We start from the raw sequence: 24,486 nt of genomic DNA on the forward strand, positions 1-24,486 counted from the left end.
GAACCGGCGGCAACGCCTTGGCACCGGACAAGAGCTAGCCGGTTACGGGAAACGTGGATTGTCGCTCAATCAGTTCCGGCTTCAGTCGAACGGTGCGGCGCTTGCTTTTGTCTCCGTTGATCCGCGAGATGATGATGTCCGCCGCGATTTTTCCGACAAATCGTGAAAAGGTCTCGACACTCGTTAGCGGCGGATTCCAGATGCATGCTTCTGGCAAATTGTCACAGCCGATCAGCGAGAGATCTTCACCGATCACTCGCCCCCGCGACAAAAAGCCCGCGGTGGCCCCCATGGCGACAATGTCATTGTGACAGAATACTGCCGTGAATGTCGTATGGGCATCAACCAGATCGACCGCGCTCTCGCGACCAAAACCACGACTCTGCGGCCCCTGTTTGACGACGATGCAATGATCAGGAATGCCAGCCTTGTGAAGGGTGTCAACAAACCCCTTTGCGCGAAGTCGACCGGTCGATGAACTCTCCAGACCACCGATAACGGCGAATTGCGAATGCGAATCCTTGAGAAACTGTTTTGCCGCAAGCTCGCCACAGCGATAGTCATCAATGCCAACGAAATCGAAATCGGAATTCTCTATTTCACGAACAAACGTGACAACTGGAATTTCATGGGCAAAGGCCCGTTCCAGATCGTCAACTTCCGTGTTGGAACTTGGTGAAACAATAATCCCGGCCACCCCGTGGGCAATGACTTCAGCGATCATGGCCGACTGGCGTTCCTTGTTTTCACCAATATTGGCAATTATCGGCAGATATCCCTCTTGAGACAGCGCCGCTTCGAAGCTGGCCGAGAACTCGCCATAGAAGGGGTTGGCAATATCCTGAACGAGGACACCCACCAAACGCGACCGTCCCGTACGCAGCTTGGCAGCGGTATAGTCGCGCACAAAACCCAGCTCGTCCATTGCCTGTTTCACTTTGACACGGGTCGTTTCGGATACGCGCCCGGTACCGTTCATGGAATTGGAAACCGTGGCGGTGGAAACGCCCGCCCGCTTTGCAATATCCGAGACCGTTACTTTCTGGCGATGCTTTGCCATGCTCTTCCCGCGTATCCAAAAGTCAATTCTACCGGATCAAGATGGACCCGCACACCCAGTCTCCGACAAATAGTCAAGGAGCCCATCGATATAGTGATGTGCTCTCAAAATTTTACCCGTTAGGCAAGTAGATTCTTTTGAACAAAGTTGCAAGCCTTGACTGCTATTCCGCCTTTTACGGCTTATCATGGCCATTGGGAGCCATCGAGCCTTTTCCTTTCAACCATGATTTTGGTACGCCAGTTCCTCAAAATGCATACATGTCTCACCACCGCAAACAGATCAAGCGCCACTCGCGGCCTTCACCCCTTTGTGACGCTTCAGACAGACACATGACCAGGTCTGTAAACAACCCATCGCGCTCGATAACGAGGAACGAGCGCGATGGCAAAAGTCAGTTGATCAACCCAAACATTCTGGGCAGGAAAAGGCTCAGCCATGGCACGTAGGTGATCAGCATCAACGTGCCGATCAGCACCGCGCAAAATGGCAGGATGGCCCGAATGACCCGCTCAATTCTGGCGCCGCTGACACTACATCCAACGAACAGAGCGGTTCCGACCGGCGGCGTTGCTATTCCAATGCACAAGTTGAAAACGATCATCATGGCAAAGTGAATCGGATGCATGCCCAGTTGAAGCGCGATTGGCATGAAAATCGGAGTAAAAATCAGCAACGCTGGCGTTAGGTCCATAAACATTCCGATAATCAGCAGAATTATATTCATCATGATGAAAATAATGATCGGATTATCAGAGACCGACAGCATCCAGTCACTGATTATACTGGGCAGTCCTGTGAACGCCATGGCCCATGACATGATTGAAGACGCCCCCACAAGAAACAGCATGATACCCGTGATCTCCGCCGTCTCCTTGCAGATGATCCACATGTCGGACATGGACAACGATCGGTAGCAGAGCGAGAGGCAGAAAGAATAGAGGACGGCAATACATGCCCCTTCCGTGGCGGTGAAAACGCCTCCGATGATGCCGCCAATCACCACAACGATAAGGCCGAGGCTTGGAATGGCCTGCCAGACCACACGCAGAGCGACCTTCAGGCTGGGACAACTGTCGGCCTGACTGCCATAGCCTCGTTTGCGAGCAATGAAATAGGCAACAATCATGCAACTGAGCCCCATCAGAATGCCGGGAACATAGCCCGCAACAAACAAGGCAGCAACAGAGGTGCCACCACTGACAACCGAGAAAACGATGAGCGAGTTGCTCGGTGGGATCAACAGTCCGGTTGGACAGGACGCGACATTGACCGCTGTCGCAAATGACTTGTCATATCCATCTTTTTCGAACTGCGGGGCAACGGTTTTGCCGACAGCCGCCGCGGCCGCCACCGCCGAGCCTGAAACGGCACCAAACAGCATGTTCGACAGAATGTTGACATGAGCGATTGAGCCCGGCATGCGCCCGACCAAGAGCTTGGCGAAATTGACCAGTCTTTCGGCTATGCCACCGGAATTCATTATGTTACCGGCTAAAACGAAAAACGGAATTGCCAACAAGCTGAAACTATCAACGCCCGTTACAAGTTTCTGCCCTGCGGTGACACTCGCCACCTGCACGGGCAGCACCATGAACATCACCAGCAGCGAGGACAATGCAATGGCAACCGCAATAGGAACACTGAACGCGATCATCAATGAAAACAGGCAAAGGAGCCAAGCTCCGACAGAGATATCCATGGCTGCTTATTTCTCCTCGGAAGAGTTGTTGTTGAGGGCTTCCGCCGGATGCTGCGGAAAGAGCAGATCGATGATATTGAGCACCACATAGATGCAGATCAGCAGGGCTGAGAGCGGCAAAATACCGTAGACATAGCCCATGGGAATGCGCAGAGCTGGCGAAATCTGGAACATGGTGCGCCCCATGAGCGCTATCCCGCCATTGATCATCGCAAGATAGGCGAAGGCAATGACAAGAATGCCGATTACAATTTGCAAGGCGACATACATCTTCGGTGATAGGCTGTCCGCAAGCAGTGTAATCGCCAGATGACCATTTTTGCCAAACAGGAATGAAGCCCCCAACAGCCCCAACCAAATCATCATGAAACGCGAGATCTCATCGGTGAATGTGCTCGGATTGTTGAGAATGTATCGGCTGAACACCTGCCAAGATACAGCAGCTACGAGGAGTATGATGATGACACCACAAAAACTCAGTAGCAACTGATCAAGGCATGCTCTGAACTTCTTTAGGAACGAAAGCATTTGCCACCTTGTTTCCTACTTATGTGTGACGTTCGGCACCAATGACCACACATCGATAGGGGCGTGTGCTTTGTCACTGGTGCCGGTTGAGGCGAGGATCAGTGAAGGTCCTGAATGCGGCGAACATACTCGCCAAGCTTTGGTTCTTTCAGAGCGTCATCGATCATCGGTTTGACGGCTTCGCGGAAAGCCGCTTTGTCGACATCGTAGAACTGAACACCAATTTCCTTGGCTTTCTCGACATTTGCGGCTTCATTGGATGCCCATAGCTCAATTTCCTTGTCGAGGGCTTCCAGAGAGGCATCGCGCAGGATGCCCTGCTCTGCTTCACTGAGAGAATTCCAGGTCGCTTCGGAAATCAAAATGATATCTGGTGTCATAGTGTGTTCATCCTTGGAGAAGTGTTTGGCCACTTCGGCGTGCCGGGCTTCGACAAGGCTGGAGATACTATTCTCTGCGGCATCCATGATCCCCTGCTGTAGACCGGTGTAGATCTCGGTCCAGGGCATGGGCGTTGCGTTACCCCCCAAGAGCGATACCATGCGCATGGAAGTCTGGGATTCTGGTACCCGGATTTTCAAACCTTTCAGGTCTTCAGGGGTGAAAAATGGCTTTTGACCATAAAAGCTGCGCGCACCGGCATCCAAAAGAGAAAGACCGATGAATCCCTTGCCCTTGCTTTCCTGCATCAAGTCCCAAGCAACATCACTATGCATGAAGGCACGCTGGTGGTCAGAGTCGCGGAAAAGGAACGGCAACCCCATCACTTTCAGGGTCGGTTCAAAAGACTCGGCCAACGACCCATTGATCTTGGCCATATCCAATGCGCCATTAATGACCTGTTCGGCCTGATCCCGCTCTGAACCGAGCTGGGCGTTTGGAAAGATCTGAATGGTAAGATCTCCATTCGACTTTTCTTTGACGAGGTCTGCAAAAATCTGCATCCCTTGATGCTGGGCGTTGTCCGTCGACATTGCGTGTCCAAGAGTCAGATTGCGGGCCTGGGCTGATGTGAGAGCCAAAAGGCTAGAGGCCACAAAAGCCAGAATCAACTTGTTCATTTTTCTCTCCCATTATCGCCATGCCTGTTTCATGTATCCCGGAGAAAAAGCGCGTTCTCATATTCGGGGGCATCGTGATCAGGCATCAAGCGTAGAATTGCTTTTCCGTGCGCGAGTGTCAGTCCGCCTGGCTGAACAACTTGCTCGAAAAAGTGGAGCCTCCCCTTTTCAAAACCAGCTCATTCAATCCGTAAAACTCACTGCGCACCCTCATGATTAAACGATTAATCAAAAGAATCGAAGATGTGGAAAATACCTAACTGATGCCCTTTTGGGGGAAATCGATGCTTACCGGAGCATTGCTGGTCTTCACCTGAGATCTGCCGCATCAAGAGAAACGCCACTGTCCTGCAACAGGTAAATGAGTGCCAACATCAGGAATATAAAAGACAAAGTTCGATAGCCTTGCCTGCCCGCCTCAACGAACGAGGCACGGCAAAAGACAATGACACACTGATCATTTGCCAGTTGAGTGATACGCCAACAACAATGGGGAAAATGTGAGGAATCGAAAACCGGCAGGCACCTTCAGGATCTTGTTTGGAAAGAAATATCAGCAAAGACCAACAAGACAAAAGCCCTCGCAACTGCCTGAGCTGCAAGGGCTTTTAGTCGAAAGTGGTACGCCCTACGGGAGTGCAACAATCTCAACATTTCAATGACTTAATAGTGTCCAACCTCCAGAACTGGCTCGTTGAAATTATTGAGCAATTTCAGCAAATGTCCAACCCCTTTGCGACGATTATTATCAGCCTCATACAGGCCTAATACCGTTGACTGGAAGACAATCTTTCCATTCGAAATCAATTAGGGCCGCGATGTGAACCGACCTGCGTGTTGACCTCTGACGGAAGGCAACACACAGCCCGTCTTCAAGCATTTCAACAAAATTGGCTGCAAAATACAATGGAGATATCCCATGAAGAACCTTTGCATAAACATGCGCTCGACAATCAGTGTTAGAAACTTTTCCGAAGGAATGATCTCTTGTAAGGAAATATCCGCCGAACAGGTGGCAAGCTTCATCGCATCGGCCCGTCGAGATAACGCAAAGATAATAGGCCTATATGATTTCGGCACAGAAATCACTGATCAAAGGTGTCAAGATTTACAAGATCTTCTAGTGGCATTCGAAACAGTTACCGGCACATATCTCTCAGAGGACGCGTTTTTTGAAGAACCAGATGAAGATGGCGATGCGTTTCCAGTCGTAGATTGCACATCTATGGTCAACGAAACCTGCAGTATGTTGGTCGTGGAGTACTATTTCACCTTCAACAGTAACGTCAATTCTCTGAATTTTCGGGACAATATCTCAGTCACCCACGATGACATGGTGTTTTACTTATTCGAAAGACAATGAGGCTCTACGCTCTAAATACAGGAGCGTGTTTAGCAATCTCGGCCCAATGCTGCCGTTCGTGATCGGATCTACGCGGCAAACCCACTTCCCCATTGCTGTCATTCGCATGAAGCGCAGCATTCTTTGCGATCAGACGACGGGTGAGCGGTCTTTCTGGACCTTTTGCAGTAGCGCCGTGTTTCAAACCTCATCGACAAGCCAACCAGTAAATCCGGGCGAAGAGGCGCCGTTAGCTGCATCTTCAAGCATGTGAGGCCGACAAACGATGATGTCGCTCAATTTTTAAGTTCAAAATCGAGCGACATTTTTGGTGCGAGTTAGGACCTTTTTGCGCTGGCGTAAATTAGCCTTTGTCACCTAGGTTCGGATATGCATTCTTCACTTACCCGCCTAAATGGACGATTACAGGCCCAATCATTTCCATTACGATCTAGGTGTGCATTCTTCGGAATAACGATGGCTATGCATTTCGACTCTGAAGCCTTATATCCACGTTCGCAAAACCAACCGCGTTTTTGTGAAGTTCCAGACAAATATGCATTGTCTGGAACTTCTATCTTAATACAGTCGTTGTCTGTACTGTAGTAGCCGCGCTTACATTCCCATCCACGCCCATAAGCTGCATCCACGAGATAGCCGTTTGCGGGCACTTCAATGGCAATACACTGCCTATCGCTTTTTCGAAACCCTCGATCACAATCCCAGCCATCACCATAGGTTGCTCCCGTTAGGTAGCCATTAGCCGGTGCGAGAAGCTTGGTGCATTCAGATCCATTCGCGAAATATCCATATTCACATTCCCATCCACTTTCTCCTACATATTCAGATAAGTATCCATTTGGAGGAACGTTGATGAGAAGACAGGACACTGAAGATTTACGATATCCACGATTGCATTCCCAATCATCACCATAGGAACCCAGATGAGCATTCTCCGGCACAGCAATCGCGATGCAAGAATTGTCCACTTCTCTAAATCCGTGAGAACATTCCCAGCCTGAACCATATGTTTCATTCGTTAAATACGCATTCTTGGGTACGTCAATTAGAGAACATTGGCTGTCTTCTTTTCGATAGCCCTTTTTGCATTCCCAACCATCACCATATTGCTTTTCTTGAGAATTAGCAGGGAAACTGCTATTGGCTAAAGCGATGGTTGAATTGGCGAGTAAAAATCCTGGTAAGAAAAGAACAGCAAGAAAAATTGCTGCATTTTTTTTCTCTCTTGCTGACTTTACCGTTTTCTTTTTTGTTTCAAAGAGGATTGGCCGATATCGACCATGAGATGAAAATTTCTCAAATCTGAAAAGCTCCATCATTGTTGCGGATCTTTAAGCAATTCCATCTGACACGCTTGGGCAAGAAAACCGTTCGGTTTTTCCGTTCCTGCAGGGGTCGCCCATCCCGACTTTTCAACGATTGATTGCCGTTGGTAACTGCTAGCGGCTTTAAGCTCAGTGATAACATTTTGAGACAATGGATCATCTTTCGAGTTTTGAATACAGTAAGGCAAGAGAGCAGCAACAACGGCTGTTCTAGCTGCCTTGTCTGACAACTCGTTCGCTGTATCAGTCATCATCCAGCCTCCCCAGTTGAAGCCGACAACAGCCAGAACAACAGCGCCAGTGCCCGCACCCAAGAGTGCTGGTTTAATCCATTCGGTGATTGTCATGATTAACTTCCAATCGGTTGTAGTTTTATAGAGCCTCATCGCTCGAACTAAATACAGATGTAATTTATCAGAAATGAAGATGATTAGAGCGTCTGAAAGACAAGGTTATATTTAGAATTACCTTCGGTTCCTGCTCTAATGAATTTGTTCCTATTTTGTTCCATCAAAAACATAAAGCCGACATGATACATGCCGGCTCGGTAGCTTATCAGTCAGCTGCTTGCAGATTGACTGCGGAGCTTTTTCCATCCCGGCCGGATTCCAACTCGTAGGAGATCTTCTGGCCTTCGGTAAGGGAGAAAATATCAGAGCGCTCGACTGCTGAGATGTGAACGAAAGCATCTTTGCCGCCGTCATCAGGAGCAATGAAACCGAAACCTTTGGTGGAATTGAAAAATTTAACTGTACCAGTAATCATATTACTGTGTCCCTTTTAAATATATCGCCCGCGATATGCGGCGAATTGGCAGCCTCAACGTCGAATGCTGGGCCTAAAGGAACAGAATTACGAAATTAAATTGCATTCATTACATATACTATCCATTCGGAAATAGATAGCTTTATTTTTAAAATTTGGAAAATATTATTTTAATATATAGTAATTTCAATAATTTTACATCATGACGATAAAAATTATTGAAATAATAATTAAAAGCAAGCCAGAACAATTCTGTGAGACGGGAGCCCTTTAGCGAGCCTTCTGCCGTCTTCGTACAGGTTTTTTTGTCACATTCAGGTCCCGATCTTCGCTTTCTTTGGCGAGCCGCAGCGCCCTAAGCCTTGAGATATTCTCGCGGGTTTTTAGTGTCCGCTCTTCTTGCTCGTTCATAGCCTCCTTTTGAGACTTCTGAATAGCAGCGAGCCGTGATTCTGCCTTGGATCTGGCAATACTGGTCATTAAATTTTCCTCTTTTTGAAAAGATTGCGCCCATGCGCAGCCTCCGAAATTTTTAGTCAACGAGTTGGAGATTGACAGCCTGCCGTTTGCCGCAAGTGTTTCTTTGCAGGTCATAGGAAAGCTGCAAACCTTCGATCAGGCTGGTCATACCTGCCCGCTCGATGTCTGAGATATGAACGAGAGCATCTTTGGTGCCGTTGTTCGGTGTAATAGCGCCGAAGCCTGTCGTTGCGTTGTAGTATTTCACTGTACCAATTGTCATGATTGATGCCTCTTCGAACATGTCCAGACTCAGACCCACTCTGAGAAACATCCAAAACCAAATAGGCCTCGGAGAGCAGGATTTCATAATCTGAAAATTTTAATTGGAAGGCAGAAAGTTTTTTGCGCCGCCTTTGCGGATGCACTATATATAGAGATAAATATTAATTTTGCAAGATTATTAAATTTCTGCCAGTCCCAAGCGAAACAATTTTATAAACTGCGACAATACATCTTTTATTCTATTGCCATGAAGAATAATATTTTTAAGGGCATGGATAGACGCCAATTTTACGTCCGCATCACAAGGAACTACAGCCAGACACTTCATCTATCCAGACCGAGAACTCCGTCAGTTCGTGCTGTCCGAAACTGTGAGCCATGGGCACATCTGCCGCATCACGACCGCGCGCAATAAGAACGCGGCCAAAGCGGAGGTCGTTGTTGCGCGGATCGAATACCCACCAACGTCCTCCGAGAAAAACCTCCATCCAGGCGGCAAAGTCCATTGGCGCATCCACCACTCCCTGCCCCACATCGCTAATGTAGCCCGTGCAGTAACGTGCGGGAATATTAAGGCAGCGGCAAAAGGCTATTGCCAAGTGGGTAAAGTCGCGACATACGCCAACTCGCTCTTGATGCGTTTCCAGAGCAGTCCGGGTCGGCCTCGAATGCTCGTAGCCGAAGAGAATTTGCTTATGAACATGATCGCAAACGGCCTGAACTCGCTTCCATCCCAAAGGAGTGTGACTAAAGGTCTGCCATGCAAAATCGGATAGCAGGTCGGATTCGCAATATCGGCTAGGCAGAAGATAGGTCAACACCTCGCTTGGCAACTGCTCGACCGGCATCTGAAGAGCGTCTTCATTGATGGGATCCGGAGTGCCAGAATCCCTGATGACACCGTCAGTGGAAACCGTAACCGTGCCCGCAGGTGCCAAGATCCGGTTGCCCCAGTTGCCGAACGGGTCCCTGAATGCCTCGATCGGAATAGCAGGATCAACAACGAGAAGATCTGGGCGTTCGAGATCGCTGGCTCTTGAATAGTGCACATTGAGCAACAGGATCATAGGAGTGGGGGCAGGAAGGGAAAAAGAAAATCGGCACCCAAAGTGCATTCGCATATCTGCGTTCCTTCAGCTTGAAATCAACGGGGGGCTGAAAGAAATCGCAACCAGATCAGCCGACTGGTTGAGCTGATCTTATCATAGACAGCCGATGGCTGCACGCTTTCATCTCGGGAAGGCTCATAATCGTCCGCTTTCGCCTGCGGTACCACGGATCTCGCACCTGCAGCAAATGACCGCAATCCGCCCATTTACGGCAATCGCGGTACAATGGAACATGACCGTTGTGTGCGGCAAAGGTTTGAAAGTCGACATCACCGCCAAAATTCGGGCTCGTTGTTCTGAGACTTCCACTTTCATGCGGTCACGGCCCCTTTCCTCGAAATCACAAAAGTCATCATACCTTGTTGGGAAAAGGTCTTTCCGGTGTGGAAAAAAGGTCGTGTCTTGCTCAGGTAACAGACGCATCTCTTCAATCATCGCATAACAGTGCCATCCAAAACATAGGTTCATAAGTAATCAACAACATAGGTACTTATGCCTTACGAACCTCTGTTCGTCGATTGTCTTGCTTCGAACAATTTTTTTTGGCTCACGTAACAATCGCACTACTTACTCTACATATTGAGTAAATGGAGATTGAATATGGCCTATAAGATCGCTGTGCTGGCCCAAAAAGGAGGTGTCGGCAAAAGCACCATCGCCCGTTTGATCGCAACAGAATTCTCGCGCCTCGACGAAGGCACCTGGAATGTTGTCATCGCGGATATGGATGTTCTTCAAAGCACCAGTTTCCACTGGGCAGAACGCAGAGACCGAAACGCTATTACCCCACATGTTCTTGTCGAACGGTTCAAATTTGTCGACCATGCACTTGCCGCCGCTGATGGCTATGATGTGATGGTATTCGACGCCGCGCCGCACGCTTCACAAGATACCCTCAAGATTGCAAGATTTTCAGACGTTGTTATCATCCCCACCGGCTTATCTCTCGACGATTTGGAGCCGACGGTCAATCTGGCGAGAGAGCTCCACGCCAAAGGCGTAAAAGCGAATACGATCGTGATGGGTCTTTGTCGGGTGGGTGACAGTATCGTTGAGGAACTTGAAGCACGCCGGTATCTTGCCGAAACCGAATTTCGCACCGCGTCCGGGCACCTCCCTGACCGGACTGCTTACCGCCGCGCAAGTGACATGGGGCAAGCTGTGACCGAGACGCCATATGGCAGCCTGAATCAGAAAGCCAAGCATTTCTATCAATCACTCATGCAGCAACTCTACGAAACCTACCAATCTCAGGAGCAGCAATAATGGCCAAACTGGCAAAGCCCGGAACCAAAGGGTCCCCACCGCCACCAAAATCGACAGCAGCGACCACCAACACCCAAAGGGTGGCCAGTGATAAAAAGATACAGATCCCGATCATGGCCTACCCGGAATTGCGGCGGGAATATAAGGCATACTGCGCAGAGCATGACATCACCATGTGTCAGCAATTTGAGGACATGTTTGCCTTCTGGAAGGCGCATCACTCGTAGGTAAAGAACCTGCGTGATTCAGCAACCGATTTACCTAGGTTCATGGGAATCCATGTTTCTGGAAACACACGGACCCGATCATTGCTCTTTGAAGACTGAACTGCTTGTCGTCGCTAAACCGTCACGACAACAAGCGAGATCCACTATGAAGACGGGATCGGGCAGTTAATCTCTTCGCACGGTTTTCCGGTCCAGTCTTGCCCGTCTCTCAGCATTGCGCGGATCTGGCGCCTTGGCCATCATGTTTTCCAGGCCCTGTTCCTGAAATGACATTTTGGCTTCTGCTTTTGGATCAGCGGTGCCATATTGCTGTCGGTGCTGGTCACGATAGGCCTTAAGGGCGTAAAATTCATCCAGCATCTTTGACCGCACCAACTTGAGCGCTTCGTTGCCAACCTGCGTAGCAATGACATTCGCGATGCCGCCGAGAATCCGCTTCATTGGCTTTGAAAGACCCTTGATCTTATCAAGACTGACCTTGACGTCCATTTTCAGAATATCGTCAGACTGAGGCTCTGCATGAGGGTTATAGTTCACCTGCACATCGACCAGTGACGGATCCGCCTTGAATTGGCGTTCACACTGAGCGGCCTCTGAGCTCCAGATTCGCCGGGCATACTTTTTGATCACTTTAAGAGCAGGTTGCCATTTGGCTTTTAAAATCGCTCTCTTCTCATCATCCTTGGGAGCAGACGGGCCAAAGATCAGCGTGTCTTGCTTGACCGCTCCACTCGACGGTTGATAGGAAATCACTCCATCATCGACAGCAGCCAGGCCTGCTTCAAGAGCATCGTCGTGTCTCGCGATATACTGCTCATTCAGTTCTTTTTGGCGTAACGCCTTGGTCCGAATTGCATCTGCCTCCCGTTTTGCTTCTTCTGCCTTGGCAATGATCTGATCGCCCTCCGCCTGTTTTTGCCGCTGTTCGAAATATAGCGCGTCTTCGGCAATCTGGATCTCGCATTTCTTGGAAGTCACATACTCTTCAAATTCCCGCTTTTTCCTTTCCAAGTCCCGCCGATTTGCCTCGATGCTTTCCTGCAGGCTATGTGCTTCGTCGATTGTTTTTCTAGCCTCCGGCAGATCTCTTCTCGTCACCGCAAGCTGCTCATGAGCAGCCATTTGCTGAAGATATTCAGCTCGTGGCAGGCGAAATCGCTTGGGGCCATATCGCATCAGGCCGGCGTTCCTGAACACTGAAGTATAGATATCATCTTGCCACTGTTGCATGGCATGACGATAGGCTCGACCCTGTTCGGCCATATTGTCTTTCTTCCAGCCAGCGCCTCGACGGATATTATCAACGGCAGCTTTTCCTGGATGAAGCCAGGTGACCTCTCCACGCACAGGATCAACGCCATAAACATGGATATGCATATGCGCTTCGTCCCGGTGCACAACTGCCATCGCAAATTGACCACCTGCCTCTTCGAGGCGGTCCGTTTCGAAACGGACGACCTGTTGAAACAAGTCCATACACTCGTTCATCAGGTCGGGCATTGCCCATGCATCCGCACTCAGGATTGGAAGCGAAATCACAGATGAATATAGCGTGTGTTTGTCGACTCGCAGGGCTTTGGTGCGTACGGATTTTTTCCCAGTCTTTGGAATTGTATATGGCACCTGCTGTTTGACTTTGCAGGCATCATTGTGAGCTTGGCGTAGCTCATCAAAATTTTTACAAGAGCCCGGTATAATCAATGGGTCTGGATCTGGCTCTTCCACATGACTACATGATCCAGGCTTGCGCTCTGCCTCGGCGATAACCTCTTCGACAGTCCAGGCTCTGTCTCCATTGGCACGCTTTTTTTGTTGGCCGCCTTTGCGGCTATATGACTCGACGCGACCGTATTGATAACCTTGCAATTTCCTCGCTCCACATGTCTGTTGTGATGACCTGTGGAGCAAATAGGGCGCATTTCATTGGTCCGGAAATAAAAGCAAACGACCCCAGAAACCTCTCATTTTCAGAGACATATTAAGGGTGGTTCAAGAGTAATAGGGTCCGACTATACGTTTTGATTTCTCCGCTTTCGCGGATCAAAACGTGTCGGCTCTCCGAGGGCTCTTACGCAGAGTGCGGCATGGGAAACCCCTGCACCCGGCGCCGATGATATCGCCGCATGAAAAGCGCTCCGCCTTCTCAAACTCTTCAGGGGCCATCAGCCGGACCAGAGGGGGCTATCGCGCCCATCCTCTTGGATCTCCCACTCGTCTCCGACGGGCCTGTCTGGCGACTGGTAGACGATCCTCTCTGCCAGACCAACTCCGGCCAAGGGAGCGATTGCCATGCCCACCTTGGAACCCCTAGGCAGCCTTCAGCCGGACTCGAGACAACCTCTTTGTGGCGGTTTTCTCGAGGCTCTTTCCCTTAAACTGCAAGCTCCCTGATCCATTGCTGATCCCACCAATCAGCATGAGGTCAGAAAGCTTTGACAGACGGCAACCGGCTTGTGCGCAGCGGGTCTGGTGACGCCGCGCCCGATCCGGTTCGCCAGAAAGAGAAAACAGAAAAGGCAGGTGTCAAAATCCCTTCAACCTAGGTCGGAGATATTATGACCACCGCCAAAAATTTATCCACGACGCACGCCAGCAAATGGAAAGACACTGTCAGCTGTGGCGACATCGTTGCCTTTGAGATGCCTTCAGAACATCTCTACAATCCTCTACAACCACCCCAAAAGGCATTACCTTGGCTCATCGTTGACGAGGCAATCTATATCGGCACCCGATATCTGACCCTCGCACGGGGGCATGCCATCGGGACGACTTTCAACCACGGAGCCCAAATCCGCGTCGAGCGTTCTGCCGCCTTTGGTGCTGCAGGTCTCTCGCAGCCGACAGTCTACAATTTGCGGGGGCTTGTGATTGTCTCTGTCAACCATGAAGGCTTTGCTCCCAACAAGGATGGGACTCCAGTCCTTGGCCGGTTGATTGGCGATGAGCTCGTTCAGTTGGAACACCATAGAGCTCTTATCCATGCCATCAACGTTGAGCGCGCAGAAGGACGAGCCGATCTGCTCAAACTACAAGCCCTTCTTGCCAAGACATCTGGCCGCAAAATGTCCGGAATGATCATCCCTGCGCCGATTGCCATCCCGACACCCGATCCCCAGAAGTAGTCACAGAATGGTTTGAGATTTGTCCGACCAGCCACGGTGTCGGCCGGACAATCCACCAACCCAATTTCTATGAAAGGAAGATACATGCCCCTTATTCCAGAAACCTATCGCCACAATATTTCGCTTCTCGTCGATCAGCGCTCGACCGATGCCAGCCGCATCCTCGATATTGGAGCCGATGCAATCTGCGCGGCGAGACAGGCGTTATCCTCTTTGCCCGATATTGCAGTCGGCGATATTCTCGATGACATCAGGCCATTACATGCCCTGATCGATGCTGTCAGCAATCGCGGTATCCTTGATCCGCAATTTGACGAGCTCGTCGACGATTTGCTTGAAGCACTACCTATCCTCGACGAGGCCGATCCTTTGGCTCCGGCCTACGCCAGTGCCCGCGCCGATCTGCTAGAAGCTCAGTATTTCGCGAACCGATTTCTGGACATCATTCACGCTGAGAAGCGACGGGCACAATCGTTCAGAGAGATGTAAATCAAGTAAAACGCACCGAACAACCTCGCCATCCATGTATGCGATGGCGAGGCCAATGAGACAGCGTTGGCGGGAAAGCTGATAGTTTCAACAAATACGGCAGAAACCGCGAATAAACCCTCATGAAATCAGTTAGATAACTTTATTGTCAATTTCATTTGGGTTTGTGAAATTTTTGCCCTATGCAAAACCGCACATATTGTGCCTGTTGGCCAGCAATCACAGCGGCCTAAATACTGCTCATCGGGACTGACAGGATTTCTGAATACCTCGATTATATCAGGAAACCGAGGTGATCAAAGAGCATTTCGGCACAGATCGCGGTCTTGAGAGCGTTTTTCTCACGAAATTGACGACTTCTGGTTTGGGAGGCTCTCAGCGTTTCTACTTCCCTTTTAGTCACGCAAACGCAAAGAGCCGTCGGTTGGCATTCAACCGGGCGGCATAGCGATGGAATTCGCCGAGAAAGCAGACAGGAGCCGTCATAAAAAACCGCAGCGACATTCAAGCAGGCAGACATAAAGCGGGCCATCCGCGGCGCGCAATCAGCACGGTGTCGCCATAGCGGCAATCTCTATCACCGTTTTCGGTGAAATCACCCTGAAGATCAAGGACCCTGATCAACCGGGACTGAGAGACGTAGACGATTGGGACAACATATTGGAAAAATGAAACGTAATCTCTTATCCCGGCGTCACCAGAGTCACGGACCGCCACGGCAAGACCCGATGGCGCTTCAGACTCAAGGGATGCAACTCCTGCTATATCCAAGGAACATATGGTTCGAAGGAGTTCGAGGCTTCTTATCAAGCAGCAAAACTAGACAAACCATTCGAGATAGCAAAGACCAAGGCGAAACCAGGCACCTTTGACTGGCTCATCACACAATATATGCGGACAAAAACCTTCCGCGATATTGGGGATGTTTATCGTCGAAATCTCAGTCTGGAGATGGAGCGCTTTCGGAAAGATCACGGGCACCGCAGCATTACTGGCCTCAAGAAAAAGCACGTTGAGGCACTGATGGAGGCGAAGCGTGACACTCCTGCGGCTGCCAACAAACTCAAAAAGCTCATCGGGCGCCTATGCCGCTATGCCATCAATGATTTTGGCTATGCAATGACGGATCCCACCCAGGGCGTTAAACCCTTTAAGACGAATGAAGATGGCTACCATACATGGACCGACGCAGAGATCTCTCAATTCCTTGCTCATCATGGAGAGGGCTCTTTGCCGGCAATCGTCTTGCATCTTATTCTTTACACCGGAGCAGCCCGACAGGATGTCAACCGGATGGGCTGGCACAGCATTTACGAAAACAGGATCTGCTATAGTCGGGGCAAAACAGGTGGATTGGTTGACCTTCCACTTCATGCCAAACTCGAAGAGTTTCTAATCAACATTCCAAGCCATCAGAAAACCTTCATCACTCAAACAAAATCTGCTGATGAAAGCTATACAACTGAATCATTCGGCAATTGGTTTGGGAAACAATGCAAGGAAGCCGGCGTACCGGGAAGTGCGCATGGATTACGCAAAGCTGGTGCAACGAAGCTGGCGGAAGCCGGCGGCACCGAGTTTGAAATCATGACTTTCCTGGGCCATTCGAACCCGGGAGAAGCACGGAAATATGTAAAGAAAGCAAACAGGAAGCTGATGGCCGACAATGCAATGGCAAAGTTGAAATGATGTCCAACCTAGGTACCCCGGTTGGACAAAAGCCCTCGCAACCACCTGAGCTGCAAGGGCTTTTTGTCGAAAGTGGTACGCCCTACGGGACTCGAACCCGTGTTACCGCCGTGAAAGGGCGGCGTCCTAACCGCTAGACGAAGGGCGCTCATCAATCGGTGAGGCGGTTTATAGGGAGCTTTCAGACAAAGCGCAAGAGACGATTTTGACGAAACTGTGAATATTCAGTCCGCCTGTGGAATAAACTCGATACGGCGCGTCACGAAGCCTGATTTCTTGTTCATTTCCAGAACACTGGTCATTCCCTTGCCATCGACAAGAAGATAGACCGTGCTGTTTTCGATCATCATCGAACGGATCGTTTCTCCGGGTTTGAGCTGATTGACAATTGCACCACCAACCACTTGACCCGTGCCAACACTTTCATTATTCGACACGCTCTTGTAGATAAGAACACCAAGTACCGCCAGAATGCCGAAAACCATGACCAGAACCGAAGACATGAGCATTCTGCGCACTTTTCGTTCAACGTCCTTCATTTCCTGGCTTTGAGAGGACTCTTCACCAGCTTCATGCTGGTCGGTAGTTTGTTGCACCATGTCTGACTCATATTCTGATTCTGAAATTCTGACCTTTGAAGTCGAGGAAACCGACGCCGGAACACGCCTCGATGCCATCATCGCCAGCAAACAGGAGCGGCTCTCCCGATCTCGTTTCAAAAGCCTGATCAAGGACGGTCAGGTGACCATTCAAGGCCCTGATCAGCCAGAGCGGACGATAGTCGAGCCTAACCATCGGGTCAATGCCGGCGATCAGATAACTGTCACCCTGCCCCCGCCAGAAGATCCGACTCCACTTGGCGAGGACATTCCTTTGGAAATCGTCTTTGAGGACGATGACCTTGTTGTCGTCAACAAACCCGCAGGGCTTGTTGTTCACCCGGCGGCAGGCAACTGGTCAGGAACACTTGTCAACGCCCTGATCCACCATTGTGGAGACAGTCTGTCGGGCATAGGCGGGGTACGAAGGCCCGGCATCGTCCATCGACTGGACAAGGAAACCTCAGGCCTGCTTGTTGTTGCCAAGAATGATGTTGCCCACAAGGGCCTGAGCGATCAATTTGCCGACCATGGCCGTTCAGGCCCCTTGGTCAGAGCCTATATGGCTCTTGTCTGGGGGCAGCTTGACAAGAAAAAGGGCACCATCGACACCCAAATCGGCCGGTCCCAGAATAACCGCCTCAAACAGAAAGTCCTGAAAGTCGGCGGGCGCCAGGCAATCACCCATTATCGGCTCATCGAAGAATTCGCATCCGAGGGCACAATCCTCGCCTCTCTGGTCGAATGCCGTCTTGAAACGGGACGGACACATCAAATTCGCGTTCACATGGCCCATATCGGTCACCCATTGATTGGTGACCCCGAATATGGGCAAGGCTTCAAGTCCAAACTGAACAAGCTGCCCGAAACACTCGCTCGCGATATCGAGGAAAGAAAACGCCAAGCCCTGCATGCCGGTCTGCTGGGATTTGTCCACCCGATCTCGGGCGAAGAGATGATCTTTGAAAGCGATATGCCTGAAGATTTGCAAAATGTAATGAAGGCACTGAAAAAAATGTCAATTTAATTGAACCAAGGCCCTGAAATTAACGTAATTGTCTCTATATATTAAATCTATGCTCAGGCCGCACTGGCTGCGCAACCCGTCCTGCCGCATCTTTTTTTGGGGGACCATCGGGAGACTATTTTATGACGAATGAAACAGGCAATGTTCCAGCTCTCTCCTCAGAGGGAGGCCTCAGTCGCTATCTCAACGAAATTCGCCGCTTTCCCATGCTTGAGCCGCAGGAAGAATACATGCTGGCCAAACGATATGCCGAGCATGGAGACAAGGGGGCCGCACACAAGCTTGTGACCAGCCACTTGCGCCTCGTCGCCAAGATCGCCATGGGATACAGAGGCTATGGCCTGCCAGTGAGCGAAGTTGTATCAGAAGGCAATGTCGGGCTCATGCAGGCAGTCAAGCGCTTTGACCCAGACAAGGGCTTTCGCCTCGCCACCTATGCCATGTGGTGGATCCGGGCATCCATTCAGGAATATATCCTGCGCTCTTGGTCACTGGTCAAAATGGGCACCACCGCAAACCAGAAGCGTCTCTTCTTCAACCTCCGCAAAGTGAAGGGCCAGATTCAGGCCCTAGAAGATGGCGATCTGAAACCGGATCAGGTCGACTATATCGCCGAGAAGCTTGGCGTCAGTAACGAGGAAGTCATTTCCATGAACCGTCGCCTGTCCGGTGACGCCTCTCTCAATGCTCCGCTCAAATCCGATGGAGAAAGTGGGCAATGGCAAGATTGGCTGGTTGATGAAAGCGACACCCAGGAAACAGTTCTCGCCGACAAGGAAGAATTCACGCACCGGATGGAGTTGCTCACCAACGCCATGGGCATTCTGAATGATCGTGAACGCCGTATTTTCGAAGCCCGTCGTTTGGCAGAAAAACCGGCAACCCTTGAAGAATTGTCAGAAGAATTCTCAGTCAGTCGCGAGCGCATCAGACAGATCGAAGTGCGCGCCTTTGAAAAAGTGCAAAAAGAGGTTCAGACCCAGGCCGCCAAAACCCTTGAAACGGCTTGAACATCGGGTTTCCGATGATGGCACAAACCCTTTCGCTTTTGCTTGAAATACAGGATCCTTGTAATACAGGCTCTATGACCAATCCGCCGCTGTTTGACCACACCCCATAATCTGGCAAGAATGCCATATGGGGGATGCTGGCCGGGCAGAGGGGCATTTGGCCATTGTCGCGCCATGTAGATGAAGCAACGACCCTGCTTTGAACAAGGAAGGCCCTATTGAGCCCAGGCCTCGATGGCCTCATCAATCACCTGATCACCACGCTCGCCCTTCTCAAGAGTCAGGATTGCGCGCCGACCACTTTGATATTGAATCGGAATATCAATCCATCCGCGCAAATGCAGAAGCTCAAGATTATAGCGCTCTTCTCTGGCCCCTGATGTCAAGGCAACCCAATGCAGATTATCGTCGATACGGATTGCGGCACCAACCAGACCCTCGCCCCTGCTCTGTTCGGTTGGCTTGAGAATAAGGCCGGGCACCTTGACGATCGCCTTGCTTTCATCCGCCTCCTCGCGGATTGCCGATATCTCGATCAGGTGTGATGCAGGCAACTCCGCATCAAGGTTTTTCTTGATCTTCAGATTGAAGGAAATTTTCTTGTCCGGAATGGTCGCATCCACGTTGACAACAGCATTCACACCCTCACCTTGCAAAGCCCATAAGGCTTCACCGGCAGAGGCAGACCCCGGTTCGCCATTCTCTCCCTGCTCCTCATAAAGGATGGACCGTTGGGCCACGGGAAGCGCTGTAGCACTGTCTCCACCAGTTCCGGTCGTATCGGCATTCACATCCTGATCGCTTTGCGCCGCAGACCCGTCATTGGCAGGAGCGCTACTATCAGCATTTTGAGGCGTCGGAGAAACAGGAATGGTCTTCACGGATTTGGCAGGGATGGACGTCGAATCATTACTGTCAGTCTTGTCGTTGCCTGGAACTTGTGTTGTCTGGCCATTGCTTTGACTGACAACGACACTGTTGCCACTTTCATTGCCACCCGAGCCCCAAAGGGAATCCCGATTGGCATAGACAAGATATCCGCTGCCCAGCACGAAACAGACAACCAGCGCAACAAGCGCCAAAAAGCCAAAACGCGGTTTGGTGTCGTCTTCCTCATCAAAGCCGATCTTGTAATCTGGCTCGTCCGAGTGCCCTTCTCCGCTATCCTTGCGTTTGTAAGTCTTGGAATGAGAAACAACGGCATCACCCAAAGTGGGCTCGATACGTGCCCCTTCACCTTCTCGTTCCTCACCAACCGCGTCCGCAGCATCCTGCGCCGATTTGACGGCCGCATTTGTAGCAGCCCCCAGAGCATTGGCATCCCTTACCGCATTTTTCAGAACATCCTGCCCAGCGCGGCGCACGACCTTGTCGGTCGGGGATTGCTTCTCGCTATTGGCAGGAGGGAGAATCTCGCCCATCTTCTGTTTCTTTGGCTCGAGCGCCTTTGACGAATCGGATGACGTCTCCTCGTCGCCCTCATCAGGCTCGGCATTGGCCTCGCCCTCAGCCCTGTCTTTCTCGGCCTTTGGGCTTGAAGCTTCTTGCGCCTTCTTTTCCGATTCGCTGTTGAGGTCGCGTTCGACAGACCGGACTGCTTCCTCAAGAATCATGCGCTGCTTGGAGATATCAGACGGGGGCAATGGCGGATCCATATTCTGAAGCTTGTTCAGCAATGCCTTACGCGCCTTGTCATAGATAGCTTGACGCTGCTCTCTAGACTGGTTTGGCACCGCTTCGACTGCGCGCTTCAAAATTACGTAATAGTCCGCCATATTCCATTCCATTCATTTGCCTGCCGGAACGATCTGACAATAGAAAGATCGCACCAACAAAGACAATAGGCAAGCCTTCCTAGTCCTCGTAAGGATCCTGAACCAGAATCGTATCGTCCCTTTCCGGACTTGTAGAGAGTAACGCAACCGGCGCACCAATCAACTCCTCAACTCGACGAACATACTTGATCGCCTGTGCGGGAAGATCTTTCCAGCTCCGTGCCCCTTTGGTGGATTCAGTCCAACCTTCAAGGCTCTCATAGATCGGCTTGACCCTTGCTTGCGCCCCTTGAGATGCAGGCAGATAGTCAATCTCTTCTCCATCCAGCATATAGCCAACGCAGATCTTGATTTCTTCCAGACCATCCAGAACATCAAGTTTTGTCAAGGCTATACCGGTGATACCAGAGGTGCAAACGGTCTGGTGCACCAGTACCGCATCGAACCAGCCACAGCGGCGCTTACGCCCCGTAACCACACCGAATTCATGCCCTTTCTCGCCAAGGAACGCCCCAACCTCATCAAAAAGCTCGGTTGGGAAAGGCCCCTCGCCCACACGCGTGGTATAGGCCTTCGTAATACCGAGCACATAATCAAGCTGCGTCGGGCCAAGGCCAGAACCGGCAGCGGCCTGACCGGCCGAGGTATTGGACGACGTCACAAATGGGTAAGTACCATGATCGACATCCAGCAATGCCCCTTGCGCCCCTTCAAACAGAATGCGTTTGCCAGCCTTGCTGGCCTGATTCAGAAGGCGCCAGCTCTGATCCATGAAAGGCAGGACCTGATCGGCTACGCTCATGAGCTCCTGATAAATGTCATTTGGATCAATCTCGTTGACACCAAGACCGCGGCGCAACGGGTTGTGATGAGCAAGAAGCCGTTCGATCTTGGCAGGCAGGGTCTGGTTGTTGGCAAGATCCATCACCCGGATCGCCCGGCGACCAACCTTGTCTTCATAGGCCGGGCCAATGCCCCGTTTTGTGGTACCGATCTTGGTACCCGCAGAAGCGGCTTCCTCACGCATTGCATCGAGTTCGCGATGCAGCGACAGGATCAAGGTAGCATTCTCTGCGATCCTCAGATTATCGCGGGAAACGGTTACGCCCTGCTCTGCAAGACGTCCGATTTCCGCCACCAGCGCATGGGGATCAAGCACGACACCGTTGCCGATCACGCCCATTGTGCCCGGACGCACGACACCGGATGGCAAAAGGCTCAGCTTGTAGCTGACACCGTCGATCACCAGCGTATGCCCGGCATTATGGCCACCCTGAAAACGGACCACAATATCGGCTCGCTCTGACAGCCAGTCTACAATTTTACCTTTTCCCTCGTCGCCCCATTGCGACCCGACGACCACAACATTTGCCATCGATGTGCGCTCCTTTAATAATTATCAATGAGAGGGATCAGTTTATTGTCTTCTCGCAAATAAAAATGGAGAAATTCAGAACAACCAAATCTCGTCAGATCGTACAACAATCCAATCCCACCGATTTGCGCCTCCAGTCTTGACAAAAAGAGACACAGTTATTCGTGTGGCTAGCGCTTCTCCCGGTCCAGTCCGATGCGCGGAACGGTCGAAATCCCCCTGTTCCAGTCCGTCCCAGCATGTCTCATGATTCCGAAAACTCAAAGGAATCACCGAACTTTACTAGAAACCGAGGCCAAACAAGTCAAACCAAGCGAGCGGACTATAGACAATTCTTTATTGTGAAGCGAGCAAGAAACCAACTTTTCAAGCACTTGAACACGACTCTGAAACAAATTTGCATCGCTAATTAAGGGAAAGAAGAAGCATTTCCTCGCCAAACGCATGCACCGTTCGTCTCGGGAGTAGAAATTCGCCGAATCTATACGCAAAGACACGAATAAATCAGAACGCCAGCAATTTCAAAAAATCAGAAGGCGCCTTGCGAACTGGTTTAGCAAGGCGCCTTCCTCCAATGCAATCAACTGCTAACTGCAAGGCAACGAAAACTAGACATGAAAGCGCAGGGCTTTTGCCTGAACAACGCCTTCCAGTGCTTCGATTTCCGCGATCACAGTATCAGCAATCGTGCCATCGATTTCGATGAGCGCAATGGCATCTTCACCGGCTTCCTTGCGGCCAAGGTTGAATGTCGCAATATTCAGCTCATTCTTGCCAAGCAATGTCCCAAGACGACCAATGAAACCGGGTTTGTCCTTGTTGGTGATATAAAGCATGTTCTCACCAAGCTCGGCTTCCATGTTGATGCCCTTGATCTGAATGATCCGGGGTTTCGCATCGCCAAAGACCGTCCCGGCAACAGACCGTTCCTGACGCTCGGTAACGATGGTCACACGGATATAGTTTTCATAGGCCCCTGTCTGCTCGCGACGGGTTTCCTCAACGGTGATGCCACGTTGTTTGGCAACAGCCGGTGCAGACACCATATTCACGGTCTGCAACAAGGGCTTCAGAACACCGGCAAGAACCACGGAGGTCAGCGCCTTGGTGTTCATCTCAGCGACATCGCCTTCATATTCGATGCGAATGCCCTTGAGCCCTGTTTCTGTCAACTGGCCTCCAAACGAACCCAACTGATCAGCAAGCTTGACAAATGGCGTCAGGCGCGGCGCTTCTTCAGCCGTGATCGATGGCATATTGAGCGCGTTGGAAACCGCTCCATTGACCAGATAATCAGCCATCTGTTCGGCGACCTGGATAGCCACATTTTCCTGAGCTTCAGACGTGGACGCTCCCAGATGCGGGGTGCAAACCACATTCGGCAGGCCAAACAATGGGTTTTCCTTGGCTGGCTCGGAGGTAAACACGTCAAATGCGGCGCCTGCGACCTTGCCAGACTTGATGGCCTCGGCAAGAGCAGCCTCATCGACAAGACCACCGCGTGCGCAGTTGATGACACGCACGCCGTCTTTCATCTTTTCGATCGCAGCGGCCGAGATGATGTTGCGGGTCTTTTCGGTCAAAGGTGTATGCAGGGAAATAAAATCTGCGCGAGCAAGAAGATCGTTAAGCTCGACCTTTTCGACACCCAAATCCACAGCACGCTCCGGAGAAAGGAACGGGTCGAACGCGATGACCTTCATTTTGAGGCCAACGGCACGCGTTGCAACAATACCACCGATATTGCCGCAGCCGATGATGCCGAGAGTCTTGTTGGTGATCTCGACACCCATGAATTTGGATTTTTCCCACTTACCGGCCTGCGTCGACGCATCTGCCGCCGGAATCTGGCGAGCAACGGCGAACATCATTGCAATGGCATGTTCAGCGGTCGTGATCGAGTTGCCGAACGGCGTGTTCATGACGATGATACCGCGCTGGGTTGCCTTTTCGATATCGACATTGTCAACACCAATACCGGCACGACCGATCACTTTGAGATTATCCGCCGCCGCGATAATCTTTTCGGTTGCCTTGGTCGCAGAGCGGATTGCCAGACCGTCATACTTGCCGATCACTTCCGCAAGCTTGTCCTTGTCCTTGCCCAGATCGGGAAGATAGTCGACATCAATGCCTTTATATTTGAAGACCTGAACAGCGGTTGGCGACAGTTTGTCAGAAATAAGAACTTTTGCCATGGGATTATCCTCATGCTTGTCGGGTCGGCGCAAGGGCTTTCAAAGCCCGATT

The 24,486-nt window shown here is 50.9% G+C and carries 23 protein-coding genes and 1 tRNA gene; 8 read left to right on the forward strand and 16 right to left on the reverse strand.

The features are described from left to right. Positions 1–34: 34 nt before the first annotated feature. From ACHZB8_RS11960 to ACHZB8_RS11975, 4 genes are all read right to left on the reverse strand, one after another. Positions 35–1,060 (reverse strand): LacI family DNA-binding transcriptional regulator, encoded by a 1,026-nt coding sequence (locus tag ACHZB8_RS11960; protein WP_316860600.1) that lies wholly within the window; start codon positions 1,058–1,060, stop codon positions 35–37. Positions 1,061–1,454: 394 nt separating this feature from the next. Next, on the reverse strand, positions 1,455–2,762 hold the full coding sequence (locus ACHZB8_RS11965) for a TRAP transporter large permease (protein WP_316860601.1): 1,308 nt from the start codon (positions 2,760–2,762) through the stop codon (positions 1,455–1,457). A gap of 6 nt (positions 2,763–2,768) precedes the next feature. Further along, on the reverse strand, positions 2,769–3,290 hold the full coding sequence (locus ACHZB8_RS11970; RefSeq protein WP_316860602.1) for a TRAP transporter small permease: 522 nt from the start codon (positions 3,288–3,290) through the stop codon (positions 2,769–2,771). A 98-nt stretch (positions 3,291–3,388) separates the two neighbouring features. Continuing rightward, positions 3,389–4,351, reverse strand: coding sequence for a TRAP transporter substrate-binding protein (locus tag ACHZB8_RS11975; protein ID WP_316860604.1), 963 nt, complete (start codon positions 4,349–4,351; stop codon positions 3,389–3,391). A 919-nt stretch (positions 4,352–5,270) separates the two neighbouring features. Here ACHZB8_RS11975 and ACHZB8_RS11980 point away from each other — a divergent pair. Continuing rightward, positions 5,271–5,714 carry a hypothetical protein gene (locus ACHZB8_RS11980; protein ID WP_316860605.1) on the forward strand — a complete coding sequence of 148 codons (444 nt, stop codon included), beginning with the start codon at positions 5,271–5,273 and terminating at the stop codon, positions 5,712–5,714. Positions 5,715–6,067: 353 nt separating this feature from the next. Here the strand turns inward: ACHZB8_RS11980 and ACHZB8_RS11985 are convergent, their stop codons facing one another. The 6 genes from ACHZB8_RS11985 to ACHZB8_RS12010 all read right to left on the reverse strand — a co-directional run bounded on the left by ACHZB8_RS11985 (position 6,068) and on the right by ACHZB8_RS12010 (position 9,669). After that, a complete protein-coding gene (locus ACHZB8_RS11985; RefSeq protein ID WP_316860607.1) occupies positions 6,068–7,033 on the reverse strand; it encodes a hypothetical protein in 966 nt (321 codons plus the stop codon). After that, positions 7,030–7,386 carry a hypothetical protein gene (locus tag ACHZB8_RS11990; protein ID WP_316860608.1) on the reverse strand — a complete coding sequence of 119 codons (357 nt, stop codon included), beginning with the start codon at positions 7,384–7,386 and terminating at the stop codon, positions 7,030–7,032. Before ACHZB8_RS11990 ends, ACHZB8_RS11985 begins: the two co-directional genes overlap by 4 nt. A gap of 208 nt (positions 7,387–7,594) precedes the next feature. After that, positions 7,595–7,804 carry a cold-shock protein gene (locus tag ACHZB8_RS11995; protein WP_316860609.1) on the reverse strand — a complete coding sequence of 70 codons (210 nt, stop codon included), beginning with the start codon at positions 7,802–7,804 and terminating at the stop codon, positions 7,595–7,597. Between the two features lie 270 nt (positions 7,805–8,074). Further along, a complete protein-coding gene (locus ACHZB8_RS12000) occupies positions 8,075–8,284 on the reverse strand; it encodes a transcriptional regulator (RefSeq protein ID WP_316860610.1) in 210 nt (69 codons plus the stop codon). A 52-nt stretch (positions 8,285–8,336) separates the two neighbouring features. Beyond that, entirely contained in the window at positions 8,337–8,546 is a 210-nt protein-coding gene (locus tag ACHZB8_RS12005; protein WP_316860611.1) for a cold-shock protein, read from the reverse strand. Between the two features lie 301 nt (positions 8,547–8,847). Continuing rightward, entirely contained in the window at positions 8,848–9,669 is an 822-nt protein-coding gene (locus ACHZB8_RS12010) for a transglutaminase family protein (protein WP_316860612.1), read from the reverse strand. A 588-nt stretch (positions 9,670–10,257) separates the two neighbouring features. On the opposite strand from ACHZB8_RS12010, the gene ACHZB8_RS12015 reads away from it, so the two are divergent. Then, positions 10,258–10,923, forward strand: a complete 666-nt coding sequence (locus tag ACHZB8_RS12015; protein WP_316860613.1) for a ParA family protein — start codon at positions 10,258–10,260, stop codon at positions 10,921–10,923. Next, on the forward strand, positions 10,923–11,150 hold the full coding sequence (locus ACHZB8_RS12020; RefSeq protein WP_316860614.1) for a hypothetical protein: 228 nt from the start codon (positions 10,923–10,925) through the stop codon (positions 11,148–11,150). Before ACHZB8_RS12015 ends, ACHZB8_RS12020 begins: the two co-directional genes overlap by 1 nt. 165 nt (positions 11,151–11,315) lie before the next feature. Here ACHZB8_RS12020 and ACHZB8_RS12025 read toward each other — a convergent pair whose 3' ends face one another. Further along, positions 11,316–12,626, reverse strand: coding sequence for a hypothetical protein (locus ACHZB8_RS12025; RefSeq protein WP_316860615.1), 1,311 nt, complete (start codon positions 12,624–12,626; stop codon positions 11,316–11,318). Between the two features lie 1,079 nt (positions 12,627–13,705). Between ACHZB8_RS12025 and ACHZB8_RS12030 the strand changes: the two genes are divergently transcribed. From ACHZB8_RS12030 to ACHZB8_RS12040, 3 genes are all read left to right on the forward strand, one after another. Next, entirely contained in the window at positions 13,706–14,272 is a 567-nt protein-coding gene (locus tag ACHZB8_RS12030) for a hypothetical protein (RefSeq protein ID WP_316860616.1), read from the forward strand. A gap of 84 nt (positions 14,273–14,356) precedes the next feature. Next, positions 14,357–14,761 carry a hypothetical protein gene (locus ACHZB8_RS12035; RefSeq protein WP_316860617.1) on the forward strand — a complete coding sequence of 135 codons (405 nt, stop codon included), beginning with the start codon at positions 14,357–14,359 and terminating at the stop codon, positions 14,759–14,761. Between the two features lie 891 nt (positions 14,762–15,652). Then, complete coding sequence (locus tag ACHZB8_RS12040; RefSeq protein WP_316860618.1) at positions 15,653–16,450, forward strand: tyrosine-type recombinase/integrase; 798 nt, start codon at positions 15,653–15,655, stop codon at positions 16,448–16,450. A 73-nt stretch (positions 16,451–16,523) separates the two neighbouring features. Here the strand turns inward: ACHZB8_RS12040 and ACHZB8_RS12045 are convergent. Then, a tRNA-Glu gene (locus tag ACHZB8_RS12045) sits at positions 16,524–16,598 on the reverse strand. Between the two features lie 76 nt (positions 16,599–16,674). Beyond that, on the reverse strand, positions 16,675–17,049 hold the full coding sequence (locus ACHZB8_RS12050; protein WP_316860619.1) for a hypothetical protein: 375 nt from the start codon (positions 17,047–17,049) through the stop codon (positions 16,675–16,677). On the opposite strand from ACHZB8_RS12050, the gene ACHZB8_RS12055 reads away from it, so the two are divergent. Next, complete coding sequence (locus tag ACHZB8_RS12055; RefSeq protein ID WP_316860621.1) at positions 17,048–18,076, forward strand: RluA family pseudouridine synthase; 1,029 nt, start codon at positions 17,048–17,050, stop codon at positions 18,074–18,076. The genes ACHZB8_RS12050 and ACHZB8_RS12055 overlap by 2 nt on opposite strands. Positions 18,077–18,198: 122 nt before the next feature. Beyond that, positions 18,199–19,086: an RNA polymerase sigma factor RpoH gene (gene rpoH, locus ACHZB8_RS12060; protein WP_316860622.1), complete on the forward strand. Its 888-nt coding sequence runs from the start codon at positions 18,199–18,201 to the stop codon at positions 19,084–19,086. Between the two features lie 215 nt (positions 19,087–19,301). Here rpoH and ACHZB8_RS12065 read toward each other — a convergent pair whose 3' ends face one another. The 3 genes from ACHZB8_RS12065 to serA all read right to left on the reverse strand — a co-directional run bounded on the left by ACHZB8_RS12065 (position 19,302) and on the right by serA (position 24,434). After that, positions 19,302–20,873, reverse strand: a complete 1,572-nt coding sequence (locus ACHZB8_RS12065; RefSeq protein WP_316860623.1) for a hypothetical protein — start codon at positions 20,871–20,873, stop codon at positions 19,302–19,304. A 67-nt stretch (positions 20,874–20,940) separates the two neighbouring features. Further along, complete coding sequence (locus ACHZB8_RS12070) at positions 20,941–22,236, reverse strand: adenylosuccinate synthase (RefSeq protein WP_316860625.1); 1,296 nt, start codon at positions 22,234–22,236, stop codon at positions 20,941–20,943. Between the two features lie 608 nt (positions 22,237–22,844). Then, the gene (gene serA / locus ACHZB8_RS12075; protein ID WP_316860626.1) at positions 22,845–24,434 is read right to left on the reverse strand and encodes a phosphoglycerate dehydrogenase; all 1,590 of its coding nucleotides are present in this window, start codon (positions 24,432–24,434) and stop codon (positions 22,845–22,847) included. Positions 24,435–24,486: the final 52 nt, after the last annotated feature.

The organism is uncultured Cohaesibacter sp., from assembly GCF_963556055.3.
GTDB lineage: Bacteria > Pseudomonadota > Alphaproteobacteria > Rhizobiales > Cohaesibacteraceae > Cohaesibacter.

Excerpts from the sequence above, each read along its gene's own strand:
- ACHZB8_RS11960 (WP_316860600.1), bottom strand. The coding sequence starts at position 1,060 with ATGGCAAAGCATCGCCAGAAAGTAACGGTCTCGGATATTGCAAAGCGG.
- ACHZB8_RS11965 (WP_316860601.1), bottom strand. The coding sequence starts at position 2,762 with ATGGATATCTCTGTCGGAGCTTGGCTCCTTTGCCTGTTTTCATTGATG.
- ACHZB8_RS11970 (WP_316860602.1), bottom strand. The coding sequence starts at position 3,290 with ATGCTTTCGTTCCTAAAGAAGTTCAGAGCATGCCTTGATCAGTTGCTA.
- ACHZB8_RS11975 (WP_316860604.1), bottom strand. The coding sequence starts at position 4,351 with ATGAACAAGTTGATTCTGGCTTTTGTGGCCTCTAGCCTTTTGGCTCTC.
- ACHZB8_RS11980 (WP_316860605.1), top strand. The coding sequence starts at position 5,271 with ATGAAGAACCTTTGCATAAACATGCGCTCGACAATCAGTGTTAGAAAC.
- ACHZB8_RS11985 (WP_316860607.1), bottom strand. The coding sequence starts at position 7,033 with ATGATGGAGCTTTTCAGATTTGAGAAATTTTCATCTCATGGTCGATAT.
- ACHZB8_RS11990 (WP_316860608.1), bottom strand. The coding sequence starts at position 7,386 with ATGACAATCACCGAATGGATTAAACCAGCACTCTTGGGTGCGGGCACT.
- ACHZB8_RS11995 (WP_316860609.1), bottom strand. The coding sequence starts at position 7,804 with ATGATTACTGGTACAGTTAAATTTTTCAATTCCACCAAAGGTTTCGGT.
- ACHZB8_RS12000 (WP_316860610.1), bottom strand. The coding sequence starts at position 8,284 with ATGACCAGTATTGCCAGATCCAAGGCAGAATCACGGCTCGCTGCTATT.
- ACHZB8_RS12005 (WP_316860611.1), bottom strand. The coding sequence starts at position 8,546 with ATGACAATTGGTACAGTGAAATACTACAACGCAACGACAGGCTTCGGC.
- ACHZB8_RS12010 (WP_316860612.1), bottom strand. The coding sequence starts at position 9,669 with ATGCGAATGCACTTTGGGTGCCGATTTTCTTTTTCCCTTCCTGCCCCC.
- ACHZB8_RS12015 (WP_316860613.1), top strand. The coding sequence starts at position 10,258 with ATGGCCTATAAGATCGCTGTGCTGGCCCAAAAAGGAGGTGTCGGCAAA.
- ACHZB8_RS12020 (WP_316860614.1), top strand. The coding sequence starts at position 10,923 with ATGGCCAAACTGGCAAAGCCCGGAACCAAAGGGTCCCCACCGCCACCA.
- ACHZB8_RS12025 (WP_316860615.1), bottom strand. The coding sequence starts at position 12,626 with ATGGACTTGTTTCAACAGGTCGTCCGTTTCGAAACGGACCGCCTCGAA.
- ACHZB8_RS12030 (WP_316860616.1), top strand. The coding sequence starts at position 13,706 with ATGACCACCGCCAAAAATTTATCCACGACGCACGCCAGCAAATGGAAA.
- ACHZB8_RS12035 (WP_316860617.1), top strand. The coding sequence starts at position 14,357 with ATGCCCCTTATTCCAGAAACCTATCGCCACAATATTTCGCTTCTCGTC.
- ACHZB8_RS12040 (WP_316860618.1), top strand. The coding sequence starts at position 15,653 with ATGCGGACAAAAACCTTCCGCGATATTGGGGATGTTTATCGTCGAAAT.
- ACHZB8_RS12055 (WP_316860621.1), top strand. The coding sequence starts at position 17,048 with ATGTCTGACTCATATTCTGATTCTGAAATTCTGACCTTTGAAGTCGAG.
- ACHZB8_RS12050 (WP_316860619.1), bottom strand. The coding sequence starts at position 17,049 with ATGGTGCAACAAACTACCGACCAGCATGAAGCTGGTGAAGAGTCCTCT.
- rpoH (WP_316860622.1), top strand. The coding sequence starts at position 18,199 with ATGACGAATGAAACAGGCAATGTTCCAGCTCTCTCCTCAGAGGGAGGC.
- ACHZB8_RS12065 (WP_316860623.1), bottom strand. The coding sequence starts at position 20,873 with ATGGAATGGAATATGGCGGACTATTACGTAATTTTGAAGCGCGCAGTC.
- ACHZB8_RS12070 (WP_316860625.1), bottom strand. The coding sequence starts at position 22,236 with ATGGCAAATGTTGTGGTCGTCGGGTCGCAATGGGGCGACGAGGGAAAA.
- serA (WP_316860626.1), bottom strand. The coding sequence starts at position 24,434 with ATGGCAAAAGTTCTTATTTCTGACAAACTGTCGCCAACCGCTGTTCAG.